At 68.8% G+C, this 17,700-nt stretch carries 16 protein-coding genes; 9 read left to right on the forward strand and 7 right to left on the reverse strand.

Annotated features, from left to right (window positions below; translation table 11 throughout):
* The first annotated feature begins 76 nt into the window (after nt 1-76).
* The 3 genes from ACFWQC_RS05430 (at nt 77) to ACFWQC_RS05440 (ending at nt 1,970) form a co-directional block, all read left to right on the forward strand.
* Nucleotides 77-835 carry a GntR family transcriptional regulator gene (locus ACFWQC_RS05430; protein ID WP_378674161.1) on the forward strand — a complete coding sequence of 253 codons (759 nt, stop codon included), beginning with the start codon at nt 77-79 and terminating at the stop codon, nt 833-835.
* A complete protein-coding gene (locus ACFWQC_RS05435; RefSeq protein ID WP_378674164.1) occupies nt 832-1,548 on the forward strand; it encodes a phosphonatase-like hydrolase in 717 nt (238 codons plus the stop codon). The genes ACFWQC_RS05430 and ACFWQC_RS05435 overlap by 4 nt, the downstream gene beginning before the upstream one ends.
* 212 nt (nt 1,549-1,760) lie before the next feature.
* Complete coding sequence (locus ACFWQC_RS05440; RefSeq protein ID WP_355230830.1) at nt 1,761-1,970, forward strand: hypothetical protein; 210 nt, start codon at nt 1,761-1,763, stop codon at nt 1,968-1,970.
* On the opposite strand, the gene ACFWQC_RS05445 is transcribed toward ACFWQC_RS05440, so the two are convergent.
* Nucleotides 1,967-3,202: a PucR family transcriptional regulator gene (locus ACFWQC_RS05445; RefSeq protein ID WP_378674167.1), complete on the reverse strand. Its 1,236-nt coding sequence runs from the start codon at nt 3,200-3,202 to the stop codon at nt 1,967-1,969. The two genes, ACFWQC_RS05440 and ACFWQC_RS05445, sit on opposite strands and share 4 nt — an antisense overlap.
* Before the next feature lie 224 nt (nt 3,203-3,426).
* Between ACFWQC_RS05445 and ACFWQC_RS05450 the strand changes: the two genes are divergently transcribed.
* Both ACFWQC_RS05450 and ACFWQC_RS05455 read left to right on the forward strand, forming a co-directional pair.
* Nucleotides 3,427-5,748, forward strand: a complete 2,322-nt coding sequence (locus ACFWQC_RS05450) for a molybdopterin cofactor-binding domain-containing protein (protein ID WP_378674170.1) — start codon at nt 3,427-3,429, stop codon at nt 5,746-5,748.
* Between the two features lie 8 nt (nt 5,749-5,756).
* On the forward strand, nt 5,757-6,248 hold the full coding sequence (locus ACFWQC_RS05455) for a (2Fe-2S)-binding protein (protein ID WP_378674173.1): 492 nt from the start codon (nt 5,757-5,759) through the stop codon (nt 6,246-6,248).
* On the opposite strand, the gene ACFWQC_RS05460 is transcribed toward ACFWQC_RS05455, so the two are convergent.
* Nucleotides 6,245-6,550, reverse strand: a complete 306-nt coding sequence (locus tag ACFWQC_RS05460) for an MTH1187 family thiamine-binding protein (RefSeq protein ID WP_378674176.1) — start codon at nt 6,548-6,550, stop codon at nt 6,245-6,247. The two genes, ACFWQC_RS05455 and ACFWQC_RS05460, sit on opposite strands and share 4 nt — an antisense overlap.
* Nucleotides 6,551-6,645: 95 nt before the next feature.
* Between ACFWQC_RS05460 and ACFWQC_RS05465 the strand changes: the two genes are divergently transcribed.
* Both ACFWQC_RS05465 and ACFWQC_RS05470 read left to right on the forward strand, forming a co-directional pair.
* Nucleotides 6,646-6,873 (forward strand): hypothetical protein, encoded by a 228-nt coding sequence (locus ACFWQC_RS05465; RefSeq protein WP_378674178.1) that lies wholly within the window; start codon nt 6,646-6,648, stop codon nt 6,871-6,873.
* Nucleotides 6,870-7,556, forward strand: a complete 687-nt coding sequence (locus tag ACFWQC_RS05470) for a hypothetical protein (protein WP_378674180.1) — start codon at nt 6,870-6,872, stop codon at nt 7,554-7,556. Before ACFWQC_RS05465 ends, ACFWQC_RS05470 begins: the two co-directional genes overlap by 4 nt.
* Before the next feature lie 192 nt (nt 7,557-7,748).
* Here the strand turns inward: ACFWQC_RS05470 and acnA are convergent, their stop codons facing one another.
* Entirely contained in the window at nt 7,749-10,463 is a 2,715-nt protein-coding gene (gene acnA / locus ACFWQC_RS05475) for an aconitate hydratase AcnA (RefSeq protein ID WP_378674183.1), read from the reverse strand.
* 283 nt (nt 10,464-10,746) lie between these two features.
* On the opposite strand from acnA, the gene ACFWQC_RS05480 reads away from it, so the two are divergent.
* Both ACFWQC_RS05480 and ACFWQC_RS05485 read left to right on the forward strand, forming a co-directional pair.
* On the forward strand, nt 10,747-11,118 hold the full coding sequence (locus ACFWQC_RS05480) for a hypothetical protein (protein WP_378674186.1): 372 nt from the start codon (nt 10,747-10,749) through the stop codon (nt 11,116-11,118).
* The gene (locus ACFWQC_RS05485) at nt 11,105-11,536 is read left to right on the forward strand and encodes a hypothetical protein (protein ID WP_378674189.1); all 432 of its coding nucleotides are present in this window, start codon (nt 11,105-11,107) and stop codon (nt 11,534-11,536) included. The genes ACFWQC_RS05480 and ACFWQC_RS05485 overlap by 14 nt, the downstream gene beginning before the upstream one ends.
* On the opposite strand, the gene ACFWQC_RS05490 is transcribed toward ACFWQC_RS05485, so the two are convergent.
* From ACFWQC_RS05490 to ACFWQC_RS05505, 4 genes are all read right to left on the reverse strand, one after another.
* Nucleotides 11,533-12,375, reverse strand: a complete 843-nt coding sequence (locus ACFWQC_RS05490) for an arylamine N-acetyltransferase (protein WP_378674192.1) — start codon at nt 12,373-12,375, stop codon at nt 11,533-11,535. The two genes, ACFWQC_RS05485 and ACFWQC_RS05490, sit on opposite strands and share 4 nt — an antisense overlap.
* A 252-nt stretch (nt 12,376-12,627) precedes the next feature.
* Nucleotides 12,628-14,289, reverse strand: coding sequence for an MFS transporter (locus tag ACFWQC_RS05495; RefSeq protein WP_378674195.1), 1,662 nt, complete (start codon nt 14,287-14,289; stop codon nt 12,628-12,630).
* Nucleotides 14,290-14,473: 184 nt separating this feature from the next.
* Nucleotides 14,474-15,670 carry a class I SAM-dependent RNA methyltransferase gene (locus ACFWQC_RS05500; RefSeq protein WP_378674198.1) on the reverse strand — a complete coding sequence of 399 codons (1,197 nt, stop codon included), beginning with the start codon at nt 15,668-15,670 and terminating at the stop codon, nt 14,474-14,476.
* On the reverse strand, nt 15,667-17,682 hold the full coding sequence (locus ACFWQC_RS05505; protein WP_378674201.1) for an APC family permease: 2,016 nt from the start codon (nt 17,680-17,682) through the stop codon (nt 15,667-15,669). The genes ACFWQC_RS05500 and ACFWQC_RS05505 overlap by 4 nt, the downstream gene beginning before the upstream one ends.
* Nucleotides 17,683-17,700 lie beyond the last annotated feature (18 nt).

The raw sequence follows: 17,700 nt of genomic DNA on the forward strand, positions 1-17,700 counted from the left end.
GGGTCCGCTGAGCGTTATCCGTGCGTTCACGAAGCGCTTCATCACACTTGTCTGATCAAGTTGTAGCCTGCTGCCCATGAGTAGCCCGCTGCACGTCCAGGTCGCCGAGGCCATCCGTGCCCGGATCACCGCCGGCGAGCTGCCGACCGGCGCCCCGATCCCCTCCGAGGCGCAGCTGTGCGAGCAGTTCGGCGCCTCCCGCGGCACCATCCGTACGGCACTGGCGAGCCTGCGCCGCGAGGGCCTGCTCAGCGGCGGCCAAGGACGTCCGCCGACCGTGCGCGACACCGCACTCGGTCAGCCCTTCGAGCAGCTGATCTCGTTCAGCGCCTGGGTGCAGCAGATCGGCCACACCGCCGGCCAGCGCACCATCGAGGTCGCCCGGCGCGGCGCCACCGCCGCTGCCGCCGAGGCGCTCGACATCGACGAAGGTGACCCGGTGGTCGACGTGCTCCGGCTCCGTCTTCTCGACGGTCGTCCCGCGATGCTCGAGCGCAGCACCTTCGTCGAGCGCGTCGGGCGGCTGCTCTTCGACTTCGACCCCGACACCGGCTCGCTCTACGCCCACCTGATCGCGGCCGGCGTCGACCTGCACGCCGCGCGCCCCACCATGGACGCGGTGGCGGCCGACGAGACCGACGCCGACCTGCTCGACATCGCGGTGGGCAGCCCGCTGCTGCGCGAGCGCCGCCGGGCGACCGCCACCGACGGCACGCCGCTGGAGTACGCCGACGACCGCTACCGGCCCGACCGGGTCACGTTCACCATCGACAACACCCGCCCGTCCGCAGCGGGGATCCGCACCGACGTACGCATCCTCAAGGAGATCTCGTGACCGCCTACGACCCTGCCGACCGTCTCGGGCTCCGCTTCGACCTAGCCGCCCTCGACATGGCCGGCACCACCGTCGACGAGGGCGGACTGGTCTACGACGTGCTCGAGTCGACCGTCGCCGACGCCGCCGGCGAGCCGGTCCCCCACGACCTGCTGCTGCGGTGGAAGGGCACCTCGAAGTGGGAGGCGATCCAGGGGCTGCTGCGCGGGCTGGGCCAGGACCCGACCACCGCCCAGGTCGACAAGATCTTCGACGGCTTCGGCGAGCGCCTCGTCACCGCCTACCGAGAGACCCCGCCGCAGCGCTTCCCCGGAGTCCTCGAGATGTTCGCGACGCTGCGCTCACGCGGCGTGAAGGTGGCCCTGCAGACCGGCTACTCCACCGAGATCGCCGCCGCCATCCTCGACGGCCTGGGCTGGACCGTCGGTTCCGACCCCGAGTCGACCGTTGACGCCGTCGTCACCTCCGACCTCGTCGCCGCCAGCCGCCCCGCCCCCTACCTCGTCTTCCACTGCATGGAGGCCACCGGCGTCCAGGACGTACGCCGCGTACTGGTCGCCGGCGACACCCCCAACGACCTCGGCGCCGGCACCAACGCCGGAGCCGGCTTCGTCGTCGGCGTCGCCACCGGCTCCTTCACCCACGACCGGCTCGCCACCGAGCCCCACACTCACCTGCTCGCCTCCACCGCGGACCTGCCGACACTCCTGTAGAGCGTGTTCGGGGACCCGGCGTCGAGTCGGGCGTTGTCCAGTGCGTGCGATCGCAAGGCGGAGGAGGGAGGCGGCCCGGCGTTGGCCGTCGACCGACGAGAACGCCGCGAGCGTGCGCACTGGGCAGCGCCCGGCCGGCGCATCCGGGTTCTCGAACACGCTCGAAACGTACGTTCCTTGACTGGACACAAGCCAAGGCAAAGACTGGCTCCATGGCACTGACCAAGAAGCAGAAGACGATCCTGACCACCGGCGCGCTCGTGGCCCAGGCGGCAGTCGCTCCGGTGATCCTTCGCGACCTGCAGACGCGCTCCGACGACGAGATCCGCGGGCCGCGGACGCTGTGGCGGCTGTGGGGCAGCACCAACCTGCTCGGCGCGGCGGTCTACTGGTTCTACGGCCGCAAGCCGGCCGCCGCCTAGGCCCTCGCCACGCCGCGAGGCTCGGTGAGGAGCCGGATCGCGAAGATCAGCTCCTCGACGTCGGCGAACCGGCGCAGGTCGCAGCCGGTTCGCTCGGCGATCCGCTCGAGACGGTGGTAGGCGGTGTTGACGTGGACATGCAGACGCTCGGCGGCAAGCTTGGCGTTGAGGTCGCAGGCGACGTACGCCAGCATGGTCTCGATCATCACGCTGTCACGCGCGAGGTCCTCCTCGACGAACTGGCGAAGCGCCGGGCGCACCAGGCGGCGCGCGGTCGGATCCTCGCGCAGCACCAGGTAGTCGACCGTCGAGATCATCGGCAGGGCCACCACGCCGGGATCCGCGCCGAGGACGTCGCGAGCGATCGCGGCCTCTGAGTACGCAGCAGGTGCCGCACCCAGGCCGGTGTGCACGGTGCTGGCGCCCACGGCCAGCTCGAATCCCTCCCGGGCGAGCTGGCGGTAGATGCGCCTCAGGTCGGGCACGATCGTCCTGACGTCGTCGGTCGCGACGGGCAGGATCCCGACGAGCTGCTCCTGGCGGATCACCGTGACCCCCTCCCGCGCCGGGCCCAGCACGGTGCGCACGTGCCGCAGCGCTTCCCGCAGGCTCCGTCCCGGGCGTAGCCGCCGCACCGGCACTGCGACCAGGACGACGATCCGGTCGTCGGGTTCGAGCCCGCACCGGCGGGCCACCTCGAGCATCGGGCCGGGCCGGGCCCCGCGCCCGGCGAGCAGGTCCTCGACGAGGTCCCGGCGGATCCGGTCACCCTCGGCGAGCTCGACCTGATGGGCGGCGAGGTAGGCCTCGGCCGCGACCGTGCTGCCGACCTCGATCACCTGCATCACGTGCGAGGCCACCGGGAGCGCCGCGCGGCTGGTCTCCGGGTCGGCGGCAGCGATCTCGACGATGCGCTCCCACAGCGCCACCTGGCCGATGCGGAATGCCTGCAGGAAGTCGGCGAGCGCGACACCCTGACGAACCCGCCGGGTCGCCTGGTCCACGGTGAACTGGAAGTCCTCGCGTACGGCCGCCCGTCCTTCCTCCAGCGTGGTGAGCACCGCCAGGAAGACCGCCTCGGCGTGGTCGCCGACCTCCTTGCGCAGCTCGGGATCGGGGCTGACGCCGTAGGCCAGCACCTGGTCCCAGTTGTGCTTGAGGAACAGCTCCACGGTGTGCGGGAGATCCTCCCTGATGCCCGCGACGATGCGTTTGATCGGCTCCGTGCTCATCGCGCTCCCTCGGTGTTTCGCTGGCGGTTGCGGCGTCAACCAGATCAACGCACGAGTGTGGCGGCAGTCACGCTCCAACCGGTTTGTGATCTGTCTCCATCCGCGTTGTCGCGCCCTCACACATTTCCCGACGCGCCCTTCCCAACCGAGATCTGGCTGGTGAATGGTGCTATGTGTCGGGGGTCACAAAACTCGGACCCTGCCCACGCCAGGAGTGATTACACATGGGGACGCACAACCCGGAGGGCCCTGCACGGGTCTCCAGACGATCGTTCGTCGGATACGTCATCGGCGGCACGACGCTGATCGCAGCCGCAGACCTAGGCCTGGCTCCGCCGGCCGCCCACGCCGCACCGGTCCCGTCGGTGCCACAGATCCCCGAGGTCTATGACCTCAACGACTTCCTCACCCACTGCGCGATGCCGACCTCGAACCTGATCGCGATCGAGGTCGACGAGAAGGGGCACGCCCACTTCGCACTCCCGCGGATGGAGGTCGGCCAGGGCATCACCACGGCCGTGGCCATGCTGATCGCCGAGGAGCTCGACCTTCCGGTCGACCACGTGCACGTCACCTTGGCGCCGGCCCGTCCCGAGCTGCTCTTCAACCAGCTGACCGGCGGGTCCAACACCATCATCTCGATGTACACCCCGGTCCGCGTCGCCGCCGCCATCGCCCGCAAGGCGATGTTCGAGGCAGCCGCGATCCTGCTCGGGACGACCGCGGCGCAGCTGATCGCCAAGGGCGGCGTGATCAGCGTCCCGGGTGGCTCCTCGGTGACGTACGGCGAAGCGGCCGCCAAGGCGGCTCAGCCGACGACCGAGAAGGTCGAGGTCGAGCTCAAGGAGACCTCCGAGCACACCGTCGTCGGCAAGCCCCATCGCCGCGTCGACGCGCGCGCCGCTGTCACGGGCAAGAAGAAGTTCGCGATGGACCTCGACGTCCCCAACGCGCTGCCCACGATGATCTGTCGCGCCCCCGAGCTCAACGGCACGCCGGATTCGATCAACAACAAGGGCGACGTCGAGACGATGCCGGGCGTCACCCACGTCGCGATCGTCCCCACCGGCGTCGCGGTCCGGGCCAAGACCTTCGGTCAGTGCATCGACGCCGTACGCGCGCTGGACGTGACCTGGAACTCCGGCACCGTGACCACGATGTCGGCCAAGCACATCAAGCAAGAGCTCAAGGCCGGCCAGATCCCGCTGGCGGTGCCGAAGATCGGGGCGACCTCGGTCGACGGCGAGTTCACCTTCCACTTCCGCAGCGGCTCGGCCCTCGAGCCCAACTGCGCGGTCGCCGACGTACGCGACGGCAAGGCCACGGTCTGGGGAGGCCTGAAGTCACCGATCGACGCCCAGGGCAGGATCGCCAAGGCGCTCGGCATCCCGCAGAACAGCGTGACGGTCAACGTGGTCCAGGGCGGCGGCTCCTTCGGGCGCAAGCTGTTCAGCGACGCCGCCGTCGAGGCCGCCCACGCGTCCAAGGCGTTCGGCGCGCCGGTCAAGCTGATGTGGCACCGCGCCGACGAGCCGCGCCAGGGCCGGGTGCACCCGATGGCGGTCTCCCAGATCCGGGCGACCGTGCTGGCCGGCAGCATCCTCACCTTCGAGCAGCGCCACGCCAGCGTGGCCTGTGACTTCACCCATGGGCTCGGGGAGCGACTGACCGCCGAGGCGGCCGCGCTGCCGACCGGTCTCTCGAACCTGACCTTCTCGGAGTCGATCTTCATGCTCGCCACCGAGCTGCCCTACAACTTCGGGGTCGTCACCCAGCTGCTCAACGAGCCGAAGCCCGCGGTCGACCGGTTCAACACCAGCTCGGTACGCAACATCTACTCCCCCGACGTCGCCACGGCCAGCGAGCTGATGGTCGACCAGCTCGCCAAGAAGCTCAAGCAGGACCCGGTCGCCTTCCGACGCAGGTACCTCAAGAGCGACACCGTCAAGCGGGTGCTCGACCGCGCCGCCGAGCTCGGCGACTGGGGCCGCTCGATGCCCGCCGGCACGGCGCAGGGCATCGCCATCCACAAGGAGTACAAGGGCGCCACCGCCGTCCTCGTCGAGATCGACTGCCGCCCCGAGACGGTCAACCGCGAGGTGCGCGACGCGGTCACCGGACCTCGGATCACCAAGGCCGTCGTGGTCGCCGACGTCGGCCTGGTGATCAACCCGGCCGGGGTCAAGGCCCAGATGATGGGTGGCTTCTCCGACGGCATGTGCCAGGCGCTGACCTACAGCAACCACCTGGTCGACGGTCACTTCCTCGAGGCCAGCTGGGACAACTCGGCCTACACCCGGCAGTGGAACGTGCCGTTCGAGTTCGAGTGCGAGGTCATGGAGTCGCACGGCAGCCAGCCGGGCGGTGTCGGTGAGGCAGGTGTGGCCGCCTCCATGGCCGCGGTCGCCTGTGCCTACACCCGGGCGACCGGGAAGATGCCGACGGAGTTCCCGATCAACTTCAACGAGCCGCTCCACTTCGAGCCCAAGTCCTTCATCCCGTCCGTCCCCGAGTCGCCGACCGACGGCCTCGCCTACACGTTCTGAGGTCTTCGATGCCTTCTCACACCTTCCAGCTCAACGGCGAGACCGTCACCGTCGACGTCGAGGACGACGTACGCATCCTGTGGGTGCTGCGCGATGTCCTCGGCGTCACCGGCCCGAAGTACGGCTGCGGCATCAACGTCTGCAAGGCCTGTACGTCGCACATCAACGGCAAGGCGTTCAACCCGTGCTCGGTGCGTGTCGCCGACATCGGCGCCGACGACGAGATCACCACCATCGAGGGGCTTGCCGACACCGCGCCCGGCGACGGCCTGCACCCGATGCAGGAGGCCTGGCTCGAGCACGACGTCGCCCAGTGCGGCTACTGCCAGCCCGGCCAGATCATGGCCGCCGTCGCCCTCGTCAACAAGGTCCGCAAGGACGGCCGCGCCATCACCGAGGCCGACCTCGACGCGATCCGCAACGTGTGCCGCTGCGGGACGTACTCCCGGATCCGGGAGGCCATCAAGACCGGACAGGACGCGATGGCCCGGGGTCTCTAGTCTCGGTCAAGCTCCTGCTCGATCCGCTCGACCTTCGCGGTGAGCTGGCCGGTGTAGCCGGGCCGGATGTCGGCCTTGAGCACCAGCCCGATCCGCGGGGAGACGGCGGCGACCGCGTCGACGCACTGCTTGATGACACCCATGACCTCGTCCCACTCACCTTCCAGGTTGGTGAACATGGCGTTGGTCTCGTTGGGCAGTCCGGACTCGCGGACGATGCGGATCGCCTCCGCGACAGACGCGGCCACCGAGCCATCGGGGTCGTCGGTGGTCGTGGGGGCGATCGAGAAGGCGACGAGCATGTCGAAACACTATCCAAACCCGGCACGCCCCACCTCGGCCTGCATATAGTGGCGCCGCCGGGGGCCGAAGGTGCACCGCCGGCGGGAAGGAACCGATGAGTGAGGGACTCGACCGGCTCGCTGCCACGCTGGGCGTACCGGCCACGCGGCTCGCGCCGCTGGAGGCGTACGACGACCAGCAGCTGGGCCGATTCGACGATCTGGTCCAGGGCGCGATGACCGCGGAGGACAAGGCCTTCGACGCCTCCCTCGACGAGGCGCTGAAGCTGGTGCCGAAGATGCTGCGCGGGGTCGTCCAGAAGATGCTCGGAGGTAGCCGATGACCGCCCTGACCAGCGGGCTGGAGATCACCAAGCTCGCCCACGAGATGCACGTGGACGAGGCCGAGCTCGCTTTCCTCGCCACCACCTCCCCCGACAACCTCCGCGACCTGCGCGGGATCGTGTCGCACGCGATGTTCAGCCGTCACGAGTCCCGGGTGAAGGGGCTGGCCGCGGTCAGCAAGAAGCTTCCCGCGGCCGTCACCGCGAAGATCACCGAGATCGCGATGGGCCCGATGCTCAGCGCCCGGGTGGCCGCGGTGATGGATCCGACCGACGCCGCGAAGCTGGCCGGCCACCTGAAGCCGCATTTTCTCGCCGAGCTCTCCGTCCACCTCGACCCGAGCCGTGTCGAGGGCATCATCGCCAAGCTCGACAGCGCGCTCGTCGTCGAGGTCGGCCGCCGCCTGCTCGGCGCGGGACACCTGCTCACGCTGGCCAGGTTCACCGGCGTCGTACCTCCTGAGACGTCGCTCGAGGTCGTCGACGGCGCCTCGGGCGCCGAGATCCTCCAGCTCGCGCTCTTCATCGACGAGCCCTCCGTGGTCGACCCGATCCTCGCCGGACTCTCCGACGAGACCGTCGCGGAGATCGCCGCCGCCACCGCCGAGCACGGCGAGGCCGCCGATGCCCTCCTCGCCGCACTCCACGAGGACAGCCGCGCCAGGATCGCCTCTCTCACCTGAAGCCGAGGCGTCACCCCCGTCGGCCGAGGCGTCACCCCCGTCGGCCGAGACGTCACTCGCGCCGGTCGAGACGGCACACCGCTGCCACCTCGACCGACGTACGTGACGCCTCGGCCGACCTGGCTGACGGCTCGACGGGATGGGGAACGGCCCGCCACCCACTCGGGTGACGGGCCGTTCGGCAGATCAGACTCAGGCGTTGACCAGGCTGCGCAGGACGTACTGCAGGATGCCGCCGTTGCGGTAGTAGTTGGCCTCACCGGGGGTGTCGATGCGGACGACCGCGTCGAACTCGACGCCAACCCCACCATCAGGTGCAGTGGTGGTGACCTTGACCGTCTTCGGGGTGACACCCTCGTTGAGCGCGGTGATGCCGGAGATCGAGAAGGTCTCCTCACCGGTCAGGCCGAGGCTGTCGGCGTTCTGGCCCGCGGGGAACTGCAGCGGGATGACACCCATACCGATGAGGTTGGAGCGGTGGATGCGCTCGAACGACTCGGTGATGACCGCCTTGACGCCGAGCAGCGAGGTGCCCTTGGCGGCCCAGTCGCGCGAGGAGCCGGAACCGTACTCCTTGCCACCGAGGACGACCAGCGGGGTGCCGGCCGCGGCGTAGTTCTGCGCCGCGTCGTAGATGAAGCTGACCGGAGCCTCGGGCTGGGTGAAGTCGCGGGTGTAACCACCCTCGGTGCCCGGGGCGACCTGGTTCTTGATCCGGATGTTGGCGAAGGTGCCGCGGATCATGATCTCGTGGTTGCCTCGGCGCGAGCCGTAGGAGTTGAAGTCCCGCTGCTCGACACCGTGCTCGATGAGGTACTTGCCGGCAGGCGAGTCCTTTTTGATGTTGCCCGCGGGGCTGATGTGGTCGGTGGTGACCGAGTCGCCCAGCTTCAGCAGCACGCGGGCACCCTCGATGTCGGTGACCGGCGCCGGGCTCTTGGCCATGCCGTCGAAGTAGGGAGCCTTGCGGACGTAGGTCGACTCCTCGTCCCAGGTGAAGGTGTCACCGGTCGGGGTCGGCAGGTTCTGCCAGCGCTCGTCGCCCGCGAAGACGTCGGCGTAGTCCTTGGTGAACATGTCGGAGGAGATCGCGGTGGCGATGGTCTCCTCGACCTCGGCCGGGGTCGGCCAGATGTCCTTGAGGAAGACGTCGTTGCCGTCCTGGTCCTGGCCCAGCGGGTCCTCGAACAGGTTCAGGTTCATGTTGCCGGCCAGGGCGTAGGCGATGACCAGCGGCGGCGACGCGAGGTAGTTCATCTTCACGTCGGGGTTGATGCGACCCTCGAAGTTGCGGTTGCCGGAGAGCACCGAGACGACGGCGAGGTCGTGCTCGTTCACCGCGGCCGAGACCTCAGGGATGATCGGGCCCGAGTTGCCGATGCAGGTCACGCAGCCGTAGCCGACGAGGTTGAAGCCGACCTTCTCCAGGTAGGGCGTGAGGCCCGACTTGTCGTAGTAGTCGGTGACGACCTTCGAGCCCGGCGCGAGGGTGGTCTTGACCCACGGCTTGCGGGTCAGGCCCTTCTCGACGGCCTTCTTGGCCAGCAGCGCCGCGCCGATCATGACCGACGGGTTGGACGTGTTGGTGCAGGAGGTGATCGAGGCGATCGTGACCGCGCCGTTCTCCAGGTCGAACTGCTGACCGTCGGCCAGGGTGACCGGGATCTTCGCGTCTACTGCCTTGGAGGTGTACGTCGGCAGGTGCCCCAGATAAGAGGTCTTGGCGTCGGTGAGCGAGACGCGGTCCTGCGGGCGCTTCGGGCCGGCGATCGAGGGGACGACCGTGGAGAGGTCGAGCTCGAGCTTCTCCGAGAAGCGCGGCTCGGCGGCCGGGTCGTGCCAGAGGCCCTGCTCCTTGGCGTACTTCTCCACCAGCGCCAGCTGCTCCTCAGAGCGGCCGGTGAGCTTGAGGTAGTTGATGGTCTCCTCGTCGACCGGGAAGATCGCGATGGTGGAGCCGAACTCGGGGCTCATGTTGCCGATGGTGGCGCGGTTGGCCAGCGGCAGCGCCGTGACGCCGTCGCCGTAGAACTCGACGAACTTGCCGACCACACCGTGCTTGCGCAGCATCTCGGTGATGGTGAGCACCAGGTCGGTGGCGGTCGAGCCCTCGGGCAGGTCGCCGTTGAGCTTGAAGCCGACCACGCGCGGGATCAGCATGGAGACCGGCTGGCCGAGCAGCGCGGCCTCGGCCTCGATGCCGCCGACGCCGAAGCCGAGGACGCCAAGGCCGTTGACCATGGTGGTGTGCGAGTCGGTGCCGACGCAGGTGTCGGGGTAGGCCTGCAGCTCGCCGTCCACCTCGCGAGTGAAGACCGTGCGGGCCAGGTGCTCGATGTTGACCTGGTGGACGATGCCGGTGCCCGGCGGGACGACCTTGAAGTCCTCGAACGCGGTCTGACCCCAGCGCAGGAACTGGTAGCGCTCGCGGTTGCGCTCGTACTCGATCTCGACGTTGCGCTCGAAGGCCTCAGGGGTGCCGAAGACCTCGGCGATCACCGAGTGGTCGATGACCATCTCGGCGGGCGAGAGCGGGTTGATCTTGGTCGGGTCGCCACCGAGCTCGGCCGCGGCCTCGCGCAGGGTGGCCAGGTCGACGATGCAGGGCACGCCGGTGAAGTCCTGCATGATCACGCGCGCCGGCGTGTACTGGATCTCCTTGTCGGGCTCGGCGGTCTCGTCCCAGCCCGCCAGCGCCTTGATGTCGTCGGCGGTGATGTTCGCGCCGTCCTCGGTGCGCAGGAGGTTCTCCAGCAGCACCTTCAGCGAGTATGGGAGTGACGCGACAGCACCCTCGGGGAGCCCCTCACCCTTGACCGCATCCAGGCGGAAGATCTCGTAGGACTTACCGTCCACGTCCAGGGTGCTCTTGGCACCGAAGCTGTCCTTGCTGGCCAACGCGTTCATCTCCTTGCTCGCGTCCACAGTGACGTACGAATTCAAGTCTTTGAAGCCCATCCTGCCCCGGCTACCTACGCCGGGAAAACAAAGGCTCACCTAACCTTTTACCGACGGACACGCCGCCGATCTCTTGATATCAAGATACATGATGTCGAACGATATTTCGAATCACCCCGGCGCGCCGTGTTGTGACCACCGCCGCTGACAGCGATCCTCGGATGCTCCATGATTGGTCCGACCAGACCCGCCGGGCCGCTGCTCGTCGGGCACTAGTGATGCGAGGAGAGCCTTGAGCACCCTGATCGCCCTCGTGGCGCTGGTGATCGCCGTGGCCGCCGCCGCTGTCGCCTGGCGCCTGCGTCGCGCCAACAAGGCGCTGCGCGCCGAGACCATCGGTCTGCTGTGGCGGCTGGAGCAGGCCGACCTCTCGGCCCCGCGCACCGCCTACGCCGAGCTCCCGCCCGAGGACCGGCTGCTGAGCATCCGCATCCTCAACCCGCTCGAGCTGGCCTCGACCCAGACCAAGGCGGCCTCGATGCTGCACAAGGTGCGGCCGGCGCTGCTCTCGAAGATGGTCTACGACCAGGCCGCCGAGTCCCTGCGCGAGCGGCTCGCCGACGAGGGCGTGGTGGCGGAGGTCAAGGTCCATGCTGGTCGCTAGCCTCGCGCTGCTCGGTGTGCTCAGCGCCGGTGTCGCGGTCGCTCTCGCCTTCTTGGAGCAGCGTCGTCTCGAGCAGGCCCTGGATGACGTACGCCTCGCGGACCTGAAGGCGCGCACCTCCCTCGCCGAGGCCGAGCGTGCCGCCGACTGGCTCGGTCCCATCACCGACCCGATCACCGCACCGTTCGCGGAGGCGACCCGGTCGGTGGCCGGGGCCCTGGCTCGGGTGGTGCCCTACTCCGGACGCCGTGGGCCGCGGGTGCTCAACGCGATGCCGGCCACCACGACCGGTGAGCTGCTCGGCACTCTCGGCCCGCACCTGGACGAGGCCGTCCTGGACCGCCGGCAGCTGATCACCGACCTCTCCGAGGACCCGACGATGGCGATGCGGATCATCACCGACGACGCCAGTCGCTAGTCCAGCGTCTTCAGCCGCTCACTGAGGCGGGCCCGCTCGTCGTCGGTGAGCGGCACCTCGAGCTCCTCGACGAAGCCCATCACCTCGTCGAGCCCGATCTCTCGGTGCTCGGTCTCCTCGCCCTCACGACGGATGGTGACGGTGTTGTTGGTGAGGCTGAGGTGTCGGTCCTCGAGCAGCCTGGTCACGATCATCCGGTGACGGAAGTGCACCGACGGGTGGGTGCTGGTGTAGTGGTGGCCGATCGCGACGTCGCTGGGCACCACCAGCGCCTCGTCGTGGGTGTGCATGAGCTCCCAGCCGTCGTCCTTGGACCGCTCCAGCGCCCAGCCGTGCTCGCTCCACCGCACCCGGTGGGTGACGCCCTGGACCGCGTCGACCGCGCCGTCGACCAGCGGGATCGGACGCCAGAGGCTCAGCCCGAACCCGGGATCGACCAGCAGCCGTTCGCCGTCGAGGCGATGTCCTGAGCTTGTCGAAGGGCCGATGACGACCACCAGATGCGTACGTCCCGCCGCGGTCGGGTCGGCGCCCACCCGCGCCAGCCGCCGCTCGACAGCGAAGCCCAGCCGGTCCAGCACCGCCGCGAACAGCGTGCCGTGCTCGAAGCAGTAGCCGCCTCTCCCCCGGCCCACGAACTTTCCCTGCACGTCGGGAAGGTCGACGCCGGGATGCTGTTCGAGCAGGACGTCGATGTTGTCGAAGGTGAAGGTACGCAGGTGGGCGTTGTAGATCTCCTCCAGCGCCTCCCGGGACGGGCCGGGCGGCTCGGCCACCCCGATCCGATTCAGATACGCCTTCAGGTCGAGCCGGGCGGTCCCCCACAGGTCATCGCTCACAGGATGAATCTGTACCGGCATCTCGCCATACCCGCAACGGACTATGCGTCCGCGCTCGCCGCACCCGCGTCACCGACATGAGCGCTCGCCGGCACGGCTTCCGCTTGCTGACCTGCCGAAACATAACTGCCGCCGCTCCGCGCTGAGTCGTGGTGTGCCCGAAACGTGCTTGCCCACGACAGAACACTTGGGGATCGAGCGCGGGTAGCCCGATGGTGTGCACGCACCCATGCGCGACCGCCCAAGTAGGCGTCAGACGTTTCCCGCCGCACTCCCCTCTGGGGCCGGTTTCTGTTTCTGCACCTCATGCGGCAGGTCCCTGGTGAAGGCCAGTGAGAGCAGGGCGAGGAATGCCGCGGCGAGCAGCCCGGCTTTGAGTGCTTGCAGCTGTGCGGACTCGTAGCCCTCGACGAGCGCCTCGGTGGTCGGCTCGTCCAGGCCAGCCTTCTGGGCAGCTGCTCCGATCTGGTCAGCGGACACGAAGTCGATTCCGGACCCGACAGCCACACCGACCTGCTCGGAGACCACGCTGCTGATCCGGTCATCGGTGGAGATGTTGGATACGAAAGCGCTGGTGAGCCCGGACAGCACGATCGCCCCCAGCAGGGCCACACCCAGTGACGAGCCGAGCTGCTGGCCGGTGAACTGCAGCCCGCCGGCCTCTCCCCGACCCGACGCGTCGACCGAGGACTGCACGACGTTGCCGAGCTGCGACGCGATCAGACCCATCCCCACGCCGAGCACCGCCATCGACCAGGCGAAGCTCGAGTTGTCCAGCTCCGGCTCGATCGTGGCCAAGAGCAGCACGGCTGCGACCATGCTGGTCGCCAGACCAGCCCGCACGATCGACCGGATGGGGAAGCGGCGCGACAGCCGAGAGCCGGCTGCCGAGGCGAGGAACATGGTGATGGAGACGGGCAGCATCCTGAGGCCTGTATCCAGGGCATCGAGCCCGATCACCAGCTGCAGATACAACGGGATCGTGAAGAAGATGCCCATCAGGATCAGGTTCTGGCTGAACAGGCCGACCAGGCCGGATCGCAGCGGCGCGATCTTCAGCAGCCCGAGGTGCACCAGCGGGTCGCGTCCACCACTCTCTCGGCGAGCCTGCCACGCCTTGAAGCCCCACAACAGGACCGCCCCGAGGCCGATCACGAATACCGTCAGTGAGAAGCCGAACGGCGTCACCGGGGAGTCTTCTGTCGGCTTGACCCACCCCCAGGTGCTCGACTGCAGCACCCCGAGCACGACCAGGCCGAGACCTGTGGCAGACAGTACGGTGCCCACGATGTCGAGTCTCGGTGCCGGTCCGGTCCTCACTGCGTCGACCACCTTCGGGGTCATCACCAGGATGAGGGCCACCAACAGCACCTCACCGGCGAAGATGATCCGCCACGAGTACTCGGTGGTCGCCCAACCGCCCAGGATGGGCCCCACGGCGATCCCGGCACCGGCGACTCCGCCGATCACGGCGTACGCCGCCTTCCGCGAGGCGCCCTCGAAGTTGCCTGCGATCAGTGCCACCATCGCCGGGAGCACCAGGGCCGCACCGAGCCCTTCCAGCACCGACCACCCCAGCGTCAGGATGGCCACCGACGGCGCCAACGCCGTCATCGCCGAACCGCACGCGTAGATGACCAGACCGATGACGAACGTCTTGCGCCGACCGATGATGTCGCCGATCTTGCCGCCGGTCAGCATGAACATCGCCATCACCAGGCAGTAGAGGGTGATCACCGCCTGGATCGTGGTCACGGTCGTGTCGAAGTCCGCCACCAGCGCGCTGATCGAGACGTTCATCGCTGACTGGTCCAGCACCATGACGAACTGGGCGATGGCCAAGGCCACCAGCGGCAACCAGTTCGTCTTCGGTACTGAGTCCGTCTGTGTCTCCTGGGAATCACCCGCGGTCACGGTTGCTCACCTCCTCGATGCGTTCGGTCAGCTCGATCCTCGGCGGGTGCGAAGTGAAAGACTGGTCATGGGCACCACCTGGCAGAGCAAAACGGTCTCTCTATACCGTCGCAGGCCCAGGTCGCCGCCGCGTCACCCGCTGCGGGCGAGATGCCTACATCGCGCGCTGCGCCTCAGGTCAGAGTCAGGCTTCAGCGAGCAGCGCGACGCATTCGACGTGATGCGTCATCGGGAACAGGTCGAAGGCGCGCAGCGAGCGAAGCCGGTAGCCGTGCTCGGCGAAGATCGCGACGTCGCGAGCAAGTGCGGCGGGGTCGCAGGCGACGTACGCGACCTTCCGAGGCGAACGCGCGACGACGGCCTCGACGACCTTCCGTCGGGCACCCTCACGGGGCGGATCGAGGACGACGAGGTCGAAGGTGCCTTCCTCGAGGCGGCCCAGCACGGTGGCGACATCGCCGGCGCTGACCTCGGCGGTCGGGACGTTGCCGACCGAGAGCGCGGAGGCGGTCTGGTCGCCCTCGACGGCGACGACACGTCCGGTGGGACCGACCCGGTCGGCGAGGAAGGCCGAGAAGAGGCCGACACCGGCGTAGAGGTCCAGGACGGTGTCGCCCGGGGCCGGTGAGAGGGCGGAGAGCACCGCGGAGACCAGGGCCGCGGGCGCACCGGGGTGGACCTGCCAGAAGCCGTCTGCGGAGACCTCGAAGGAGTGCTCTGCTCCCTCGACCGCGACCTGCTCCACGACCGTCCCGGCACCCGGCTCGCGGGCGTCGGTGGTGGCGATCAGGCAGTCGTCGACGGGGATGACGTCGTGGGAGCGGTACTTCCGCATGCCTCGGCCGCCACCCGGGGCGGTCGTGTAGCGCTGACGGGTCCGCCAGCGCAGCCCGTCCTCATCCCCAGGGACTGCCTCGACGGCCAGTTCGGACACCAGCGGGTCCGAGGCCGACAGGCCACCCAGGCGGACCAGCTGCTCGCGCAGCACGGTCGCCTTCAGCTCGCGCTGGGCGGGCACGGAGACGTGCTGGAAGTCGCAGCCCCCGCAGAGGCCCGGACCGGCGTACGGGCATGGCGGAACGACCCGATCCGGTGCGGCCGAGACCACCGAGACCGCGTCCCCTCGCCAGAACCTGTCGCCGGCGGTTCCCTCGGTGATCTCGACGACCACCTGCTCACCGGGCAGGGCGTGGCGTACGAAGACGACGCGGGAGCCCTCCCTGGACGTGCCGGTCTCGATCTGCACGCGGGCGACGAAGTGTCCGCCGTGTGCGACCGGGCCGACCTCGACCTCGAAGCGCCGCCCGACGTACGACTCGCCCTTCGAGGCCTTGGGACGCGGCCGCCGCCCACGGGGCGCGGGACGCTGCGGGCGGCTCATCGGCGTCCGCTTCCGCGGCGCAGGCCGGGTGCGAGCCAGTAGTCCTCGCGCAGCTCCTCGGCGCGCTCCTTGCCGGAGGCGAGCTGGTAGGGCACCGAGATGACCATGACGCCCGGGGTGAACAGCAGCCGGCCCTTGAGCCGCAGCGCCGTCTGGTTGTGGAGGAACTGCTCCCACCAGCGGCCGACGACGTACTCGGGGATGTAGACGGCCACGACGCCACGCGGGTTGGCGTCCCGGATCGCCGAGGCGTACTCCACGACCGGGCGGATCAGCTCGCGATAGGGCGAGTGGAGCACCTTCAGCGGCATCGGCAGGTTGCGTTCGTCCCACTGCCTCAGCAGCTCGGCGGTGTCGGAGTCAGAGGTCGAGACGGTCACGGCCTCGAGGGCGTTGGGCCGGGTCGCCTGGGCGAAGGCCAGCGCTCGCAGCGTCGGCTTGTGGAGCTTGGAGACCAGCACGATCGCGTGGACCCGGGTCGGCATGACCTTGTCCTGCTCGTCCGCGGCCAGCTCGCGAGCGACGTTGTCGTAGTGGCGCCTGATCCCCAGCATGACGACGTAGAAGAAGCCCATCGCCAGGATCGTGATCCAGGCGCCGGCGAGGAACTTGGTGATCAGCACGATCACCAGCACGACCGAGGTCATCCCGAGACCGAAGGTGTTGATCGCCCGCGAACGCTGCATCCGGCGGCGCTCGCTCGGATCCCGCTCGGTGGCGAGGTGGCGGGTCCAGTGGCGGATCATGCCCAGCTGGCTCAGGTTGAAGGAGACGAAGACGCCGACGATGTAGAGCTGGATCAGCTTGGTGGTCTGGGCCTCGAAGATGACGATCAGCGCGATCGCCAGCACCGCCAGGAAGACGATGCCGTTGCTGTAGGCGAGCCGGTCGCCACGCGCCCCGAGGGACCTGGGCGCGTAGCCGTCCTTGGCGAGGATCGAGCCGAGCACCGGGAAGCCGTTGAACGCGGTGTTGGCTGCGAGTACCAGGATGATGCCGGTGACGGTGATGACGAAGTAGAAGCCCGGCGGGAAGTCGTTGAACACCCCGGCAGCGATCTGGGAGATCACCGGGTGCTGCTCGTAGCCGTCCGGGACCGCGTCGCCGGCGGCAGTGCGAAGGTTGTCGAGCGCGTGCGGATCGACGTAGCGGATGCTCATCTGGTTGGCCAGCACGATGATGCTCATCATCATCGTGATCGCGATCAGGCCGAGCAGCAGCAGCGTGGTGGCGGCGTTCTTGCTCTTCGGCCGCTGGAAGGCGGGTACCCCGTTCGAGATCGCCTCCACACCGGTCAGCGCCGCACAGCCGGACGAGAACGCGCGGGCGAGCAGGAAGACCAGCGCCACCTGGTTGAGCGTGCCCTCCCAGCCCTCCTCGGGCCTGATCTGAAGGGAGGCGCTCTCCGCCTCGGGCAGGTTGCCGTTCACCAGCAGCAACAGGCCGTAGAGGCCCATCCCGAGGATGGCGAACATGAACAGGTAGGTAGGGATCGCGAAGAACGTCCCGGACTCGCGTACGCCGCGCAGGTTCATCGCGGTGAGCAGCACGATCGCGATCGAGGCGACCAGGACCTCGTGACCGATCAGGCTGGGGATCGCGCTGGCGGCATACTGCGCGGCGTTGGAGATCGACACCGCCACCGTCAGCACGTAGTCGACCAGCAGGGCGCTGGCCACGGTCACGCCCGCCTTACGCCCCAGGTTGACCGTCGCGACCTCGTAGTCGCCGCCGCCGCTCGGGTAGGCGTGCACCGTCTGCCGGTAGGAGGTGACCACGGTCAGCATCACCAGGGCGACGACCAGGCCGATCTTCCAGGACCAGGCGTACGCCGAGGCTCCCGCCACCGCCAGCATGATGAAGATCTCGTCGGGCGCGTAGGCCACCGAGGAGAGGGCGTCGCTGGCGAAAACGGGTAGCGCGATGCGCTTCGGCAGCAGCGTCTCACCCAGCTGAGAGCTACGGAGCTTGCGACCGATCAGGATCCGCTTGGAGACATCACCAACACCCACAACGGCAGACGCTACGGC

Origin of the sequence: Nocardioides sp. NPDC058538, from assembly GCF_042719275.1 — a bacterium.
Taxonomy (GTDB): domain Bacteria; phylum Actinomycetota; class Actinomycetes; order Propionibacteriales; family Nocardioidaceae; genus Nocardioides.

What these genes read in the sequence shown, in the direction of transcription:
- ACFWQC_RS05430 (WP_378674161.1), top strand. Translation starts at nt 77, where the DNA reads ATGAGTAGCCCGCTGCACGTCCAGGTCGCCGAGGCCATCCGTGCCCGG.
- acnA (WP_378674183.1), bottom strand. Translation starts at nt 10,463, where the DNA reads ATGAACGCGTTGGCCAGCAAGGACAGCTTCGGTGCCAAGAGCACCCTG.
- ACFWQC_RS05455 (WP_378674173.1), top strand. Translation starts at nt 5,757, where the DNA reads ATGCCTTCTCACACCTTCCAGCTCAACGGCGAGACCGTCACCGTCGAC.
- ACFWQC_RS05485 (WP_378674189.1), top strand. Translation starts at nt 11,105, where the DNA reads ATGCTGGTCGCTAGCCTCGCGCTGCTCGGTGTGCTCAGCGCCGGTGTC.
- ACFWQC_RS05440 (WP_355230830.1), top strand. Translation starts at nt 1,761, where the DNA reads ATGGCACTGACCAAGAAGCAGAAGACGATCCTGACCACCGGCGCGCTC.
- ACFWQC_RS05460 (WP_378674176.1), bottom strand. Translation starts at nt 6,550, where the DNA reads ATGCTCGTCGCCTTCTCGATCGCCCCCACGACCACCGACGACCCCGAT.
- ACFWQC_RS05445 (WP_378674167.1), bottom strand. Translation starts at nt 3,202, where the DNA reads ATGAGCACGGAGCCGATCAAACGCATCGTCGCGGGCATCAGGGAGGAT.
- ACFWQC_RS05465 (WP_378674178.1), top strand. Translation starts at nt 6,646, where the DNA reads ATGAGTGAGGGACTCGACCGGCTCGCTGCCACGCTGGGCGTACCGGCC.
- ACFWQC_RS05500 (WP_378674198.1), bottom strand. Translation starts at nt 15,670, where the DNA reads ATGAGCCGCCCGCAGCGTCCCGCGCCCCGTGGGCGGCGGCCGCGTCCC.
- ACFWQC_RS05470 (WP_378674180.1), top strand. Translation starts at nt 6,870, where the DNA reads ATGACCGCCCTGACCAGCGGGCTGGAGATCACCAAGCTCGCCCACGAG.
- ACFWQC_RS05450 (WP_378674170.1), top strand. Translation starts at nt 3,427, where the DNA reads ATGGGGACGCACAACCCGGAGGGCCCTGCACGGGTCTCCAGACGATCG.